This is a genomic window from Alteromonas sp. LOR, assembly GCF_000753865.1.
Taxonomy (GTDB): domain Bacteria; phylum Pseudomonadota; class Gammaproteobacteria; order Enterobacterales; family Alteromonadaceae; genus Alteromonas.
The window spans coordinates 16,503-31,499 of record NZ_JQFW01000022.1; the positions used below are offsets into that span (position 1 = coordinate 16,503).

General features: G+C 44.9%; 11 protein-coding genes and 3 tRNA genes. 11 read left to right on the forward strand and 3 right to left on the reverse strand.

Annotated features, from left to right (window positions below):
* Positions 1-84: 84 nt before the first annotated feature.
* Positions 85-1,515, reverse strand: a complete 1,431-nt coding sequence (gene sbcB, locus JV36_RS0109295) for an exodeoxyribonuclease I (RefSeq protein ID WP_032095874.1) — start codon at positions 1,513-1,515, stop codon at positions 85-87.
* Positions 1,516-1,858: 343 nt separating this feature from the next.
* Between sbcB and JV36_RS0109300 the strand changes: the two genes are divergently transcribed.
* The 5 genes from JV36_RS0109300 (at position 1,859) to JV36_RS0109320 (ending at position 8,898) form a co-directional block, all read left to right on the forward strand.
* Positions 1,859-2,278, forward strand: a complete 420-nt coding sequence (locus tag JV36_RS0109300) for a CBS domain-containing protein (RefSeq protein WP_032095769.1) — start codon at positions 1,859-1,861, stop codon at positions 2,276-2,278.
* Positions 2,279-2,608: 330 nt separating this feature from the next.
* Positions 2,609-3,940, forward strand: coding sequence for a Na+/H+ antiporter NhaC family protein (locus JV36_RS0109305; RefSeq protein WP_032095770.1), 1,332 nt, complete (start codon positions 2,609-2,611; stop codon positions 3,938-3,940).
* Positions 3,941-4,005: 65 nt separating this feature from the next.
* On the forward strand, positions 4,006-7,956 hold the full coding sequence (gene hrpA, locus JV36_RS0109310) for an ATP-dependent RNA helicase HrpA (protein WP_032095771.1): 3,951 nt from the start codon (positions 4,006-4,008) through the stop codon (positions 7,954-7,956).
* A 130-nt stretch (positions 7,957-8,086) separates the two neighbouring features.
* Positions 8,087-8,389: a PilZ domain-containing protein gene (locus JV36_RS0109315; protein ID WP_032095772.1), complete on the forward strand. Its 303-nt coding sequence runs from the start codon at positions 8,087-8,089 to the stop codon at positions 8,387-8,389.
* Positions 8,390-8,688: 299 nt separating this feature from the next.
* Positions 8,689-8,898 carry a DUF2061 domain-containing protein gene (locus JV36_RS0109320; RefSeq protein WP_032095773.1) on the forward strand — a complete coding sequence of 70 codons (210 nt, stop codon included), beginning with the start codon at positions 8,689-8,691 and terminating at the stop codon, positions 8,896-8,898.
* A gap of 138 nt (positions 8,899-9,036) precedes the next feature.
* On the opposite strand, the gene JV36_RS0109325 is transcribed toward JV36_RS0109320, so the two are convergent.
* Positions 9,037-10,230, reverse strand: a complete 1,194-nt coding sequence (locus JV36_RS0109325; RefSeq protein ID WP_032095774.1) for a class I SAM-dependent rRNA methyltransferase — start codon at positions 10,228-10,230, stop codon at positions 9,037-9,039.
* A 278-nt stretch (positions 10,231-10,508) separates the two neighbouring features.
* On the opposite strand from JV36_RS0109325, the gene JV36_RS0109330 reads away from it, so the two are divergent.
* Positions 10,509-11,486 (forward strand): NAD(P)H-quinone oxidoreductase, encoded by a 978-nt coding sequence (locus JV36_RS0109330; RefSeq protein WP_032095775.1) that lies wholly within the window; start codon positions 10,509-10,511, stop codon positions 11,484-11,486.
* A 17-nt stretch (positions 11,487-11,503) separates the two neighbouring features.
* On the opposite strand, the gene rnhA is transcribed toward JV36_RS0109330, so the two are convergent.
* Entirely contained in the window at positions 11,504-11,974 is a 471-nt protein-coding gene (gene rnhA / locus JV36_RS0109335; RefSeq protein ID WP_032095875.1) for a ribonuclease HI, read from the reverse strand.
* 259 nt (positions 11,975-12,233) lie between these two features.
* On the opposite strand from rnhA, the gene dnaQ reads away from it, so the two are divergent.
* The 5 genes from dnaQ to JV36_RS0109360 all read left to right on the forward strand — a co-directional run bounded on the left by dnaQ (position 12,234) and on the right by JV36_RS0109360 (position 14,996).
* Complete coding sequence (gene dnaQ, locus JV36_RS0109340; RefSeq protein ID WP_032095776.1) at positions 12,234-12,938, forward strand: DNA polymerase III subunit epsilon; 705 nt, start codon at positions 12,234-12,236, stop codon at positions 12,936-12,938.
* Positions 12,939-12,993: 55 nt separating this feature from the next.
* Positions 12,994-14,493 (forward strand): TIGR03503 family protein, encoded by a 1,500-nt coding sequence (locus JV36_RS0109345; protein ID WP_032095777.1) that lies wholly within the window; start codon positions 12,994-12,996, stop codon positions 14,491-14,493.
* 206 nt (positions 14,494-14,699) lie between these two features.
* Positions 14,700-14,776: transfer RNA gene (locus JV36_RS0109350), tRNA-Asp, on the forward strand.
* Positions 14,777-14,804: 28 nt separating this feature from the next.
* Positions 14,805-14,881, forward strand: a tRNA-Asp gene (locus tag JV36_RS0109355).
* 41 nt (positions 14,882-14,922) lie between these two features.
* A tRNA-Asp gene (locus tag JV36_RS0109360) sits at positions 14,923-14,996 on the forward strand.
* The last annotated feature ends 1 nt before the right edge of the window (position 14,997 follow it).

A 14,997-nucleotide genomic window follows, 5' to 3' on the forward strand; every position in this document is an offset into this window, starting at 1 on the left:
TACCTATTGCGACAATCGGCCATTATTTCCTTATACCCAACAATTTATTCTGATACTGGCTTTGCGTCAAAGGTTTTCAGCGTATCAGAGGTTTTCAGCGTATTGATACAACGCACGCAAAATTGCCTGCTTGTCAGGGTTATCACTATACTCGTGGGCAAGCTGTTCGAGTTTAACCAAATAGGTATCTAAGGTGATAGAACCATTAGACGAAGCATCGGTTAAACGGGCGTGGCGATGACGCTGCCATCGTGTCATCTCATCAGCGGTAAGGGTATTTGGAAAGTTTCTAGCGCGATATCTGAAAAGTAGTGCTCGTAACCCCTGATGTTGGGTATTGTCAGCAATAGCTATCAAGTTTTCTGGACGAGACTCAATGACTTGCTCGCACCAGCGCCTGTCTTCCTCACTTAAAAAGCCACCACTATACAGCGCATGGTCGATATCCTGTTCACCATGCTCCTCCTCAATGTCATACAGTGCCACTAGCTTTTGCGCTATCTCGGGGCTTGCCGCAATTTTTTTGTAGTTATCTAGACAGCGGTCGCGATCAAGGCCTAACCGTTGTGCATTTTCTTCAGACATGGCTTTCGCAGTGGTAATGAACGGAGAACGATTTGCATGAATAACCTTAATACCAGGTCGTTCTTGCTTGCTAGTAAATTGCTCCGCTGGGGCATAAAGTTTTTGTTTTATCTCTTCCGGTGTGTCGTTCAGTAAGCTATCAACATCGTGAGATAAATCGACGGTAATGAATCCATTACCGTTCTTTGGATGCTTGGCAATAGGCATTATCCATGTACAACAGCCTTGTGAAGCAGGTAGCTTGGAAGAAATGTGAAGCAACACCGATGGCTTTGAGAGATCGATTTGCTGCATTACCGCGTGTTTACTGCGAAGAGAAAAGGCGTAATCGAACAATCTTGGCTGCTTTTCTTTTATTAGCTTTGCAAGGGCAATGGTAGCGTACACATCACTTAATGCGTCGTGGGCGTTACCGTGCTCAAGTCCATTGGCCTTGGTGAGTAGTTCTAATTTAAAGCTTGGCGAGCCGTCATCCCGTTCAGGCCATTCAATACCTTCAGGGCGAAGTGCATAACACGCTCGGGCCAGATCGATGATGTCCCAGCGGCTATTGCCGTTTCTCCATTCTCTTGAGTACGGATCGTAAAAATTGCGATAAAACAAAAAACGGGCAACTTCGTCATCAAAACGAATGCTGTTGTACCCAACACTACATGTGTTGGGCGTAGCCATTTCTTGATAAATTTTTGCAGCAAAGTCAGCTTCATTAGAACCATCACGCAATGTTTGCTGCGGTGTAATTCCTGTCACTAAGCAGGCTTCAGGGTGGGGAAGATAGTCATTGGCTATGGCGCTCATTATATTAATGGGCTTTCCCACAATGTTTAAGTTTTCGTCCGTGCGCACCGCTGCAAATTGGCAGGGTAAGTCCTTATGGGTGTTTGTGCCAAAGGTTTCAAAGTCGTGCCATAAAAAAGTAGGTGTTTGCATAACCACCGAAATGTTCCCTTAAATTTGCGGTCCAGTTTACACTGGGATACAGCCAGCGCCAAATTTCTATCCTGCCACATTTTAACCTTTTATCAGTGGCACCATTCTGTTTGTAAAAAGCGTTAAACAAGGTGAGAAGCAACGTGTTTATCCGTATTTTTAACGGTTGCATATCATCACTGTAAAAATTTTGTTAAATCAACTGGCTTGAGCTAATTTCTCGGTCTACGCTAAAACAGTGAGGGAATGTCGCTTTCACGGGTTTTTATAATAATTAAAATGTCGCATCGCTTATTCTTTTTACGATTTAACTGCTAATAGGCGCGTCGACTGGAGAACAAAAATGGAATCGTTGCAAGTCAGTGATTATATGAATACGCATCCAGTAAAGTTGAGCGCTGAGATGCCAGTTGCGCAGGCTGTAGAAGCACTATTATCCACTCAACAAAGCGGAGGTCCGGTACTCGATATAAAAGGTAGAGTCATCGGGTTTTTATCCGAGCAAGATTGCATTGCTACCATGATTGCGTCTAGCTATTACCGAGAGCAGATATGTCGGGTGGGCGATATTATGAAAACCCCGGTGCTCTCCGTAAAACCCTATATGTCTGTGATTGAATTAGGGGAGTTGTTTTTGAAACAAAAGCCCAAAGTATACCCTGTGGTAGATGATGACGGCATATTGTTGGGATGCATTAATAGAACGTCGGTGTTAAAAGCTATTGATGTTCAGTTAAATGATGGCTATCGACACGCGGTTTAACCAAATGCATTGGCTTTGTCTCTTTTTACCGATAGTTGCGAGGTTATCTGAAAGGGACAAGGTCAACACGCCAAGTAACGCTGCAATCTGTCTAATTCCCTCTTTTTCATTGCGCCCCCTTAAATGCATTGGGCGCGGTGAAAATTCGAAGCAGCGTTTACATTAAGCTTTGTATTTCTACCCTCATTTGGACGTGTCACTTTTTTAATGCACAGAACACGTGCGTGATAAATTGAAAGCCCATCAGGTTTTTAATTTTCTTTTGCAATATAATCAAAACCTTTTATCCTCTCCACCTAATGAAATTTGACGAAACATAAACGAGTTCCTGTGCATCCAACTAATTCTGTCGCGCCAAATCCAATAGGGCTAACGCCCATTCTTCTTTTCGTTGTTCTTGTTGTTGTGACGGGTGTGACTACCAATGACATCACTTCAATGCCTATTTTAGTTGCGTTTTTTATCAGCGCGGGATACGGCCTTTGTCTAAACCCTAAGAACGAAAAAGTGAGCTTTTCTGAAAAAGTCCAAACCTTCTGTAAAGGCGGTGGTGATAAGAACATCATCTTGCTGGTGCTCATCTTTCTCCTTGCGGGGGCGTTCTATGCGGTCACGATTGATATTGGAGCCCGTGATGCAACAGTAAACATGGCGCTGCAGTTTGTCCCGTCGTCACTCATTTTGCCGGGCTTATTCCTAATTTGTTGTTTTATTTCTTTTGCAATGGGTACGTCGATGGGAACGATAACCGCGCTATCGCCTATAGGCGCGGGCCTTGCTACTAATCTCGGGCTTCCTATTGAAATGGCACTGGGAATTGTTGTTGGTGGAGCGATGTTTGGTGATAATCTCTCATTTGTGTCAGACACCACTATTGCTGCAACTAGAACCCAAGGGGTTCAGCTTAAAGATAAGTTTCGCGCGAATCTGATGGTTGCTCTGCCTGCGTGCATCGTGACCATGATTTTGCTTTTATTTGTTGATGTGGATACATCGGGAATTGTGCAAGCAGAAAGCTATGATTTTTGGCGAATTTTACCGTACTTGTGCATTATAGCTTTTGCGCTTGGTGGTTTTAACGTTATCAGCGTTCTGGCTATTGGTATTGCCAGTGCATGTATAGTAGGTCTTGCCCAAGATAGTTTTAGTTTACTGTCGATGATGCAAAGCATTCAAAAAGGAATGGGGTGGATGCAGGACTTAGCGATGATTGCTATCACTATTGGCGGCATTGTGGCGTTAATGCATGCTAATGGCGGTATTACGTGGCTAATACAAAGGCTAACACGACGCGTCACCACTAAAAGAGGTGCTGAGTTCAGTATTGCAGGTTTAGTCAGCTTTTTAGATATAACCACTGCGAATAATACCATTGCTATTGTAACCGCTGGGCCTATCGCCAAAGATTTGAACGAAAAGTACGGAGTTGATCCTCGCCGAACTGCTTCGTTACTGGATATTTTTTCATGCAGCTTTCAGGGGCTCGTGCCCTATGGCGCACAGCTTCTTAGTGCTGCGGCAGTAGTGGGGATTTCTCCCCTAGCCATTACCCCTTATTGTTGGTATCCCATGTTGATTTTCGTTTTCGGGATAGCGGCAATTAGCTTTGGTTTCCCTCGATTCAGTGAACCACAGGGCGATGAGTTAACCCAGTCGCGCTAAATCTCCGTATTAGTTGCCAATATTTGAATTTAACGCTCTAAAGTCATTTTCCGTAGGATGTTACTTTGTCTTCACCCATTGCAATAAAACCGCTTTATCAAAAACTTGACGCTTGCCTTACCGCTGATAAATTTCGATTGAAGCGACGTATTACTCAGCTCGTTCAAGCCCTCAAAGCTTCTGAAACCAAGGCTGCATCTGACGGTAAGGTCGTTTCAAAAGGCAATGAACACAATAATGAAAAACTGCTGCAGCAATTTGAAAAACTAGAGAATGACATTGCACGCTCTGCCGAGAAAAAAGCCCAGCGAAAAGCCAATTTACCCGAGGTCGACTATCCACCGCTTCCCGTCAGCGACAAAAGAGGGGATATAAAAGAAGCCATTGCGAATAACCAAGTTGTTATCGTTGCAGGTGAAACAGGCTCAGGAAAGACCACACAGCTGCCAAAAATTTGTTTGGAGTTAGGCCGCGGTGTAGACGGAATGATTGCTCACACGCAGCCAAGGCGACTTGCCGCGCGAAGCGTAGCCACGCGTATCGCTGAAGAATTAAATACGCCTCTTGGGGAAAAAGTAGGGTTTAAAATTCGCTTCAGCGACCAAGTCAGCGAACGCAGCTATGTAAAGCTGATGACCGACGGCATGCTGCTAGCTGAAATGCAGCAAGATAGATTCTTAAATCAGTATGACACCATTATTATTGATGAGGCCCATGAGCGAAGCCTCAATATTGACTTCTTACTGGGGTATTTACGACAGCTGCTAGATAAGCGCCCAGATTTAAAGCTTATCATTACCTCTGCAACCATCGACCCTGAGCGCTTCTCTGAGCACTTTAATAATGCGCCCATTATCGAGGTAAGCGGCAGAACGTATCCTGTTGAGGTTCGCTATCGCTCCAATGAAGACGCTGACAACGAAGTTGAGCAAACTGATGCAATTATCCACGCTGTCGATGAGCTTATGGCCGAAGCGCCAGGTGATATATTGGTGTTTCTCAGCGGTGAGCGGGAAATACGCGACACTCAAGATGCCCTGAGTAAACAACATTACCGCAACACCGAAGTGGTTCCCCTTTATGCGCGCTTATCGGCTTCAGAGCAAAATCGAATATTCCAGTCTCACAGCGGTCGGCGGATTGTACTCGCTACCAACGTAGCGGAAACCTCTCTTACTGTGCCCGGCATTAAATATGTTATTGACCCTGGCTTTGCACGTATTTCCCGCTATAGCGCTCGAAGTAAAGTACAGCGATTGCCCATAGAAGCCATTTCTCAAGCGTCGGCAAATCAACGGGCAGGGCGCTGCGGTCGTGTATCTGACGGTATCTGTATTAGACTGTACAGTGAAGACGATTACTTGGGCCGCCCGGAGTTTACGGACCCAGAAATATTGCGAACCAACTTAGCGTCAGTCATTTTGCAAATGCTGGCCTTAGGTTTAGGGGATATTGCCGCTTTTCCCTTTGTACAGCCCCCAGATAACCGCAATATCAATGACGGCTTTAGGCTGCTAGAAGAAATTCAAGCAATTGCAAAACACAAAGACAAGATGCAGCTGACGAAAATGGGAAGAAGCATTGCGCGACTTCCTATCGACCCTCGCTATGCGCGAATGGTTATTGAAGCAGACAGTACCAACGCGCTTAGCGAAGTCATGGTTATCGCTGCAGGCCTTTCTATACAAGACCCACGAGAGCGGCCACAAGAAAAGCGTCAACAAGCGGATGAGAGTCACAGTGAGTTTGCAGATAAAGACTCAGATTTTATTAGCCTTCTTAACCTGTGGTTAGGTTTTAAAGAGCAGCAAAATAACCTTACCCAAAACCAGCTTAGGAAATGGTGTAAAACTCGGTTTATCAATTACCTGCGTATGAGAGAGTGGCAGGACATTGTCAGCCAACTGAAAAAATCCATTGCCGAATTAGGGCTTGGGATCAGCAGTCAAGAGGCTGACTATCAAGCTATCCACCAAGCAATTGCCAGTGGTCTTCTTTCTCATTTGGGCTTCAAGGACAAAGACAGAGAGTATTTAGGCTCTCGAAATACCAAGTTCATGATCTTTCCGGGCTCGGGTTTGTCGAAAGCACAACCTAAATGGATAATGGCGGCGGAGCTAGTAGAAACATCAAAGCTGTTTGGCCGTATGGTTGCCAAAATCGAGCCGTCTTGGATAGAGCCCCTTGCCACGCACGTGACGCAAAGTAGCTATTCAGAGCCCCACTGGTCCAAAAAGAGAGGCGCTGTTATTGCCTTTGAAAAGGTAACGCTTTTTGGGCTGCCCATTGTGATGAAACGAGCGAAAGTGTACAGCCTTATCGACCCCGCTATTTGCCATGAGCTATTTATTCGCGAAGCGCTGGTGGCGGGCAATACGAAAATCAATTATCAATTTCTGCAGGAAAACCAAGCATTGCTTGAGCAGGCAGACGAATTTGAGCAAAAAACTCGACGCCGAGATTTGCTGGTCGACGATGAAGAGCTTGCACATTTTTATGCTCAGCGTGTTCCCATTGAGGCAAATAACGACGCTGCCTTTAAAAAGTGGTTTAAGCAGCACGGTAGTAATGAAAACCTCACGTTTAGTGAAGAGGATGTCTATCGTCAACAGCCAGGGCAGTCGGTCGCCAATGCGTTTCCTGATATTTGGCGACAAGGTAACGTCACGCTGCCTCTTCGTTATAACTTTGAACCGAACGCTGAAGATGATGGTGTCACTGTTCTTATTCCGCTGCCCGTACTTAACCAAGTTGATGATGTTGGTTTTGATTGGTTAGTACCGGGGTTAAGGCACGAGCTTATTGTGGGAATGATAAAAACCTTGCCCAAACGTTTGCGTCGAAACTTTGTTCCTGCGCCTAATTTTGCAGATGCTTGCCTTGCCGATATCAGTGAAACTGACAAAAATAATCGCCCTGTGGTGATGGTAGATGCAGTGGCTGATAAATTGCGCAAAATGACAGGGGTTGTGATTGAGCCAGAGGATTGGAATTTCGATCAGCTAGACAAGCATTTAAAGATGCATTTTGCTGTGACCAATGACAACAACGAAAATATTGCGGTTGGTGACGATTTGCACGCTCTGAAACAGCAGTGTGCAGGACAAGTGCAAAAGACGTTCGAGAAAGCGGCTACCCCTGATTTAGAACGAAATGATATTGAGCAGTGGGATTTTGAAAGCATTCCTGAAACCTTTGTGCAAAAGGTGGGGGGATTTGAAGTACAGGCATTTCCGGCACTGGTGAAACGGGGCGATAAAGTAGATATTGCCCTTGTTGATGAAGCCGATAAAGCTGCAGTTGAACATCGACAAGGCGTGAATGTTTTAATTAAAAACGCCATGCCTTCTCCATTGAATTACTTGCAAAATAAGCTGCCGAATAAAGCAAAGCTGGGTCTTTATTTTAATCCTTTCGGTCACGTGAAAGCGCTCATCGATGACTGTATTTTTGCGGGTATTGACGCCTTGGTGTCTGACTTTTGCAAAGCGCATAATACTGATATTAGAAAAAAGGCAGACTTTGACGCCTGTGTTGATAAAGTCAGGGCTGACATTAATGACAAAGTGCTCGGTATTGCTAAGCAAGTAGAGCAGGGTCTTACGCTTGCCCACCAATGTCAAAAGCAAATGAAGGGCAATGTGCCGTTAACCATGATTAATGCCTTAGGCGATTGCAAGGCTCACTTGGCGTCATTGGTCTATCCAGGGTTTGCTTCTCACATTGGAGAGAGCAGGTTAGAAGATTGGAACCGATATATAAAAGGCCTTTCACGTCGATTAGAAAAGCTACCTATCGATCCTAATAAAGACAGGATGCATCAGCTTACGATTGAGAAAAGTATCAAAGAATGGGAAAAGGCCCGCAGTAAATACCCGAAGGGAAAGGTACCAGAGGCCCTGGATGATGCGCGGTGGATGATTGAAGAGCTAAGAGTATCTTTATTCGCACAGCAGCTTGGTACTGCGTATCCCATATCGGCAAAACGTATTTCCTTGTTCTTAGACGATTTTTAATTCTTGCTATTACACACTGTATGTACACATAATTGTACGTAATTTAATCGCTTGGTTTGACAAGTGATTATCCTCAATCTATAACAGAAAGAGGGTAGTAAGCGTGAGCTAAAAATCAGAGGAAGTAGGCATGCTAGGATACGACGACAAGCGTAATTTTTTCAGGATGATGGTCAACTCGCCGTGTCAATTACAGGTTACCGACGATGAGTCTAGCCGTACGATGCAGGCGATGTGTAGGGATATAAGCGCAACGGGCATGTCTCTCGAAGTCGATGAACCTGCTATTGAGGTGGGAACGCAGATTAGTGTTGCTATAGAATCCTCTAGCTCACAAATACCATCACTAGCAGCCCTTGCTAATGTGGTGCGTTGTGAACCGGAAACCGATTCAAGCTGCATCATTGGTGTTGAAATTACTCAAATGAAATAGCGCGAATTAGGTCGCACGACTTAAGTATCGCGAACCTGGCACCGCACAGCAAAAGGCGTATAGGCGTTGCTTGTACGTATTGCTTTCACGCAACAGCTGTGAGCTATTATTTGATATTTAAAAAACGGCGTAGGTCACTTTGGATCTTACGCCGTTTTTTTATGTCTGGATTTAAAAAAGCGATTACTTTGTTATAGAAAAAGAATTAGTAATCTAGCTTGCAATTGATAATAATTCTCATTACGATAAATTATCACGAATTAAGTGAAACCAATTGAAGCGAATTTGAGGAGCTCATTGTGAAAAAGACAATAACATTCGCCATTATGCACTTTGCGGTAGCATTTACCGTTGCCTATTTACTAACGGGCAGTATGGTTGTTGGTGGTCTGGTGGCACTCGTTGAGCCAGCAGTGAATACGGTGGCTTTTTACTTTCACGAAATGGTGTGGAGAAAGCTAGAGGAAAAGCCTGAGAGTGAAAGTGGTATGTCTCAGGTGGCACTTTAAGGTAAAAGTAGCGTAAGGTAAACCATAACCTTCGTAGTGCCAACAGCTACCTCATACAACTGCTTCCTCACACAATTTAGTGGCGTTTGACAAGCGTTTGCAAACGCTTGTCAAGTTAGACGACTAGCGCGTTTTACGCTAGTCGTCAGTGACCTCACAAACCAGGCCTTTCAAGTAATATCCTTCAGGGTAGCTACCAATGATAGGGTGGTCAGAGGCTTGATTAAGCCTAGCAATAATCTTTATGGTACGGCCTGCATCAAGGGCGGCATCGGCAACAATCTTTTGAAATAGATCTGCAGGCATCAGGCCAGAGCAACTAAACGTCAGTAGAAGCCCCCCTGATCTCACCGCATGAATGCCGTACATATTAATGTCTTTGTAACCACGGGCAGCGCGATTGAGAGTAGCCTTGTTATCGACAAACTTTGGTGGGTCGAGAATAACCATATCAAACTGTTTTCCTTCACTTTGATACTCTCGTAATGCTTTAAAAACGTCTTTATTGATGTATTGCGCTTTATCTTCGTCAAGTTCGTTAATAGTAACGTGGTGTTTTGCTAAGTCTAAAGCGGGTTGAGACACATCGACGTTGGTAACTGAATTTGCACCACCTTTAAGCGCATAACATGAAAAGGTGCCGGTATAACTAAAGCAGTTTAATACGTCGGCGTCTTTTGCATAATAGCCGGCGGCAGCTCGGCTGTCTCTTTGGTCGAGGTAGAACCCTGTTTTGTGGCCATTTTCAATATCAACAACAATCTTGAGGCCGTTTTCTAAAACGGTAACTTGGCTAGGTGGTGTGCCGTGTAATACGCCCATCACTGGTTCTAGCCCTTCTTTTTTGCGCACATCTACATCGCTGCGCTCATAGATATGCACATCAGGAAGTAGTTTAGTAATTGCCCACACTATTTTGCTTCTGTGTTTTTCTCCACCAGCACTGAGCAGTTGAACCACGGCCACGTTGTCGTATAAGTCGATAGTAATGCCAGGCAGGCCATCACTCTCTGACGCTATCCATCTAAATGCGTTAGTTGTTGCGGGATTGAACAAGCGTTTACGAAGGACTAGTGCAGTTTCTAATTTGCGCATAAAAAAGCCGTTGTCGATGCTTTCATCTTTTTTAAATGTCCACATCCGAATTCGAATTTTCGATTCTGGAGAATAAGCCCCGCGTCCTAACCATTCACCTTCAGAGTCGAAAACATCTACCGTATCGCCAAGCTTTGCTCGACCTTTTACTTCAGCTACCGCGCTTTCAAAAATCCACGGGTGGCGCCGACGCAACGATTTATCTCGATTGGGCTGAAGGATGACTTGTGCTGACATGAAGGCTCTCTTACTAAATAAAGTAGATATAAAACGGTTTAAAGAGGATGAAAATGCGTGGAAAGCCACATGGGTGCTTCCGCGAATAACTACGCAACGACCACTCGAACGACCACGTAAGCAATATTATACCGAAATTTAGCTTACTTTGTGTTGGTATCTGTTGTGAAAAAAATTGAGATGACAACGCCAGCAGGCCAAGCGCTTACTAAACTTTAACCTTGGCAGTCCCGTAAACAAGTCATATCCGCAAATGCGGTTACCTACAGGAGAGCAAAATGTATTACGTAGACTTTGAAAAAGGATGTTCGCCATCAGAACTCGTTGTTAAAGAAAGAGAGTCCTATGAGCTGCCCGATGGAATGGTAAAAGTGGCGGTGAACGCTTTTGGCGTTAATCGCGCTGATACGTTACAACGTCAAGGACATTACCCGGCTCCACCGGGAGAAAGCCCAATACTAGGATTAGAAGTTGCAGGAACGGTAACGGAAGTGGCATCAGGCATCACCAATGTAAAAGAGGGTGATCGCGTGTTTGGACTCGTCGCCGGTGGTGGATACGCAACAGAAGCTATTGTTAACCCTTCCCATTTAATGGCTATTCCTGAAGGCATGCCTTTTGTTGAAGCAGCGGGGCTTGCGGAGGTCTTTTTAACCGCCTTTCAATGTTTGCGAACCATAGCTCATTTGAAGCCCGCTCAGCATGCCCTTATCCATGGAGGCGCGAGCGGAGTGGGTCTGGCGGCTACACAGCTATGTCGCTATTGGGGGGTACACAGTGCAGTGACGGCGTCAGCTCAGGAAAAGTTGAATTTGTGCCAAGAGAATGGGGCAGAGCTACTGATAAACTATAAAACACAATCATTTGCCGATGAAATTAAACGGGAATGGCCTGAAGGCATTGATATGGTGCTTGATATGGTTGGGGGAGACTATCTCAATAAAAACCTCAGCGTAATAAAACAAGATGGCATTATCGTTAACCTTGCCATGTTAGCCGGGCGGTATGCTGATAATTTAGATATGGCACTATTACTCGGTAAACGCGCCACTATCACGGGAACGACCCTTCGCAATCGCAGCGATGGGTACAAAGCAAATCTTATTAGTGACTTTGCCACAGTTTGTTTGCCAGCGTTTGAAACAGGTGAGCTGATGGTGAATCTAGACACGCATTACAACATTAAAGACATAAGTAAGCCCCATGCTCGTTTAGAAAGTAATGATACAAAGGGCAAGATAGTGGTGTCTTGGTAAATTGAACCTAAAGCAATCTATTTGGCAACGAAACCATCGTCTGGTTTCGTTGGCTTAGATTCAGCCGCAGTTCTTGCTAATACGTCACATCGTTCATTTTCTGGGTGACCTGAATGCCCCTTTACCCAATGCCAGTTAACGGAATGCTTTTTCACTGCCTCGTCTAGTCGCTTCCATAAATCTGCATTTTTCACAGGCTTTTTGTCTGATGTTTTCCAGCCGTTTTTGCGCCAGTTATGGATCCATTGATTAATCCCATTTTTAACATATTGGCTATCGGTGGTGAGTTCTACCTTGCAGGTTTCTGTTAAAGAGTTTAGCGCTTCAATGGGAGCCAGTAGCTCCATTCTATTGTTGGTGGTATGCGCAAAGCCATCGCTTAATTCTTTCCTATGACCTTTATAGATAAGTACGGCGCCATATCCCCCTGGCCCTGGATTACCTAGACAGGAGCCATCGGTAAAAATATCTATGGTTTTCTGTGTCATGTCTTCTTTTCCCATATGTTTTCACCGCACGCTTTGTAACTGCAGCTTTTTATTCACGCACTCGCTTATTGCAGCATTGGTAAACGCAGCTTTTGGCAAGAAGTATCCTTTATGTGTTAGGCGCCTACCAGCTTTTATTCGGCTGTTGTTAGCTCTTTTATAAGGTACTGATACATTTATTTTAACTATTTCCCTTAGCCTGTAGTGAAGGCCTTGATATACTATCAAAAAATAGAAACACATTAATAGCAGAGGATGTATGCGCCAAATTGTTTTAGATACTGAGACGACGGGTATTGACCCTAAAGAAGGCCATAGAATCATTGAAATTGGCTGTGTTGAAGTCGTAAACCGTCGTTTAACCGGTAATCACTTTCACGCTTACATCAACCCCGGTCGTCACATAGAGCAAGAAGCGATAGAAGTACATGGTATTACCAATGAATTTCTCGCAGATAAACCGGTGTTTTCAACTGTGGCGAATGATTTCGTGAATTTTATCAAAGGTGCACAGTTGGTGATTCACAACGCGCCCTTTGACGTTGGGTTCATGGACCATGAATTCAAAATGGAAGCGCGAACTAAAGGTGTGGTTACCAATAAAATCTGCGATGTTTTGGATACGCTCACTCTTGCCAGAAAAATGCACCCAGGGCAGAAAAATAATCTTGATGCTTTGTGTAAGCGTTACGGTATAGATAACAGTCATCGAACGTTGCACGGTGCATTGCTCGATGCCGAAATTCTTGCCGATGTTTATCTGTTGATGACAGGTGGGCAGACCAAACTGAAATTGGCGTCTAGCGGCACCAGTGATGCAGATGCTACAGCACTTCGTCGTATTGAGCGTTCGGCAAATAAATTAAAGGTTATCAAGGCCAGCGCCGATGAATTAGAACAGCATGAAGCTCGCCTGAATATTGTCCAGGAAGCGGGTGGTAGCTGTATATGGCGACCTCAGTAATCAAAACGAGCCAGCTGTAGATAGCCGACATAATTAAAAGCAGGAGCATAGCAACGTGAGAGTGTGGATTTATTGCGTAATTGTCCTTTTGGGCACATGGTGTACAAACGCGTCTTCACAATCGTTGCGGGAGCAGCAAGATCTTGCACTACAAACTGCTGATGGTGCGGTAACGCCAGAGGAAGATACAAAGCAGTCGGTAGACACCTCTGTTATCTCTGAGCTTGGAGATGATTACACCAATTCCATAGAATTGCTGAAGAATCGTTTTCGTGTGGACTACAATGTTGAAGAAATCACCATGGTGTTCTTTCGCAAATACGGTTCTGCACCCGTTGTGCTGGTTCGCCCCGATGGCTCTAAGTTATTTCAAGGAAGGGTAGACGAAGAAAAAGTTGAGTGGTTCGATTCCGATTCCTTCGACATGATCACAATTAAAAACCCTGTCCCCGGCCCGTGGCAAGCAGTAGGGCAAGTGCTGCCAGAAAGCCGAATAATGGTTGTTTCTGATATAGAGCTAACCGCCGACCCACTTCCAAACATTCTTTTTTCTGGCGAGATTTTAAAGTCTACGGCCTATCTCACAAATGGTGGAGAAGAAATAAAAAACAACGAATTTAGAAACGTTGTGGATGTGGAAATAGAATTTATAAGCACCAATAATGCAAACTACAACAACTTTGGCGCAGTAGACGAGTTAGTTGCCACGTTTGAAGACGATGGCCTAGGTATGGATGAGCGGCCTGGAGATGGTATTTTCACCGGCCAGTTCAATTTAAAAATAGCGTCTGGAGAGTGGAAACCCGTTTTTTCTGTCGCAACGCCAATGATGACTCGCGAGCAAGAGGGCTCGCCAATCGTACTGCATGAAAACCCCGTAGACATTTCGGTGGTAATGAATGAAAACGATTCCGGCTACCATAACCTGCTTATTGATGTAGACCGAGAGCTCGTGCAAATTGATTCCTTGTTAGTAGATGGAAAGGTGCGCTTTCCCAATGGGGATACACAAAATTTTTCCCTTACCGAAGGCGGACCAGACGCAAGGGAATACCAGATTGTTGCTTATGAAAAAGGCGTATTTCGCATAAAGCTTACGGCTTATGGCACCACTACCGATGGCCGAGACTTTATTCTCGATGTACCAGAATACACCTTTTTAGGTCAGGGCCCTGCAGAGCCTGAGGTAGAAGACCCTCTCGTGTACGGCGAAGACCCTATTGTAGATGGAAGCGCCCCATTGGTTACCAGCAACACTGAAATGCCCCTTGATACCGAACAGTCGTCTGAGGGCGATATGGATTCTGCCACACTGACGCTTCTGATCATCGCCATTAACGGTTCAATCATTCTCATTGGCCTTATTGTCGCTGTTATTATTATCTTAAAACGAAAAAAGGGAAGTAGTGGAAAGGCTAAGCCATCAAAAGCAGAGCTTAAGAAAAAAGCGAAAGACAATGCTGCTGATGAGTCTAATCTGACCCTAGATGACAGCCCTAAAGGGATAAAGAAATTGTTTGCGATGTTTAAAAAGAAAAAACAGGATGAAAGCTAGGCCTGTAGGTCTTAGTCTTGGCGTAAAATTGCCCATCTTGGATTTTATTTCGACATTGTGTTTATTTAACAGGCAAACAAACTGCAGATGACAATTTTATTAATAAAAAGCATTGACTCCACATTGGGGAATACGTATTATCTGCGCCGCAGTGAGGGCACAGGGTTACAGCAACCTTTTTAACTCACTGATAACATTGAGATTGTGGAGCGGTAGTTCAGTTGGTTAGAATACCGGCCTGTCACGCCGGGGGTCGCGGGTTCGAGTCCCGTCCGCTCCGCCACTTTCAATGATATAACTAAAAGGTCTTCGGAGCGGTAGTTCAGTTGGTTAGAATACCGGCCTGTCACGCCGGGGGTCGCGGGTTCGAGTCCCGTCCGCTCCGCCATTTAGTTATTATTTAGTTTTACAATGTAAGCTCGGTTATGTGGAGCGGTAGTTCAGTTGGTTAGAATACCGGCCTGTCACGCCGGGGGTCGCGGGTTCGAGTCCCGTCCGCTCCGC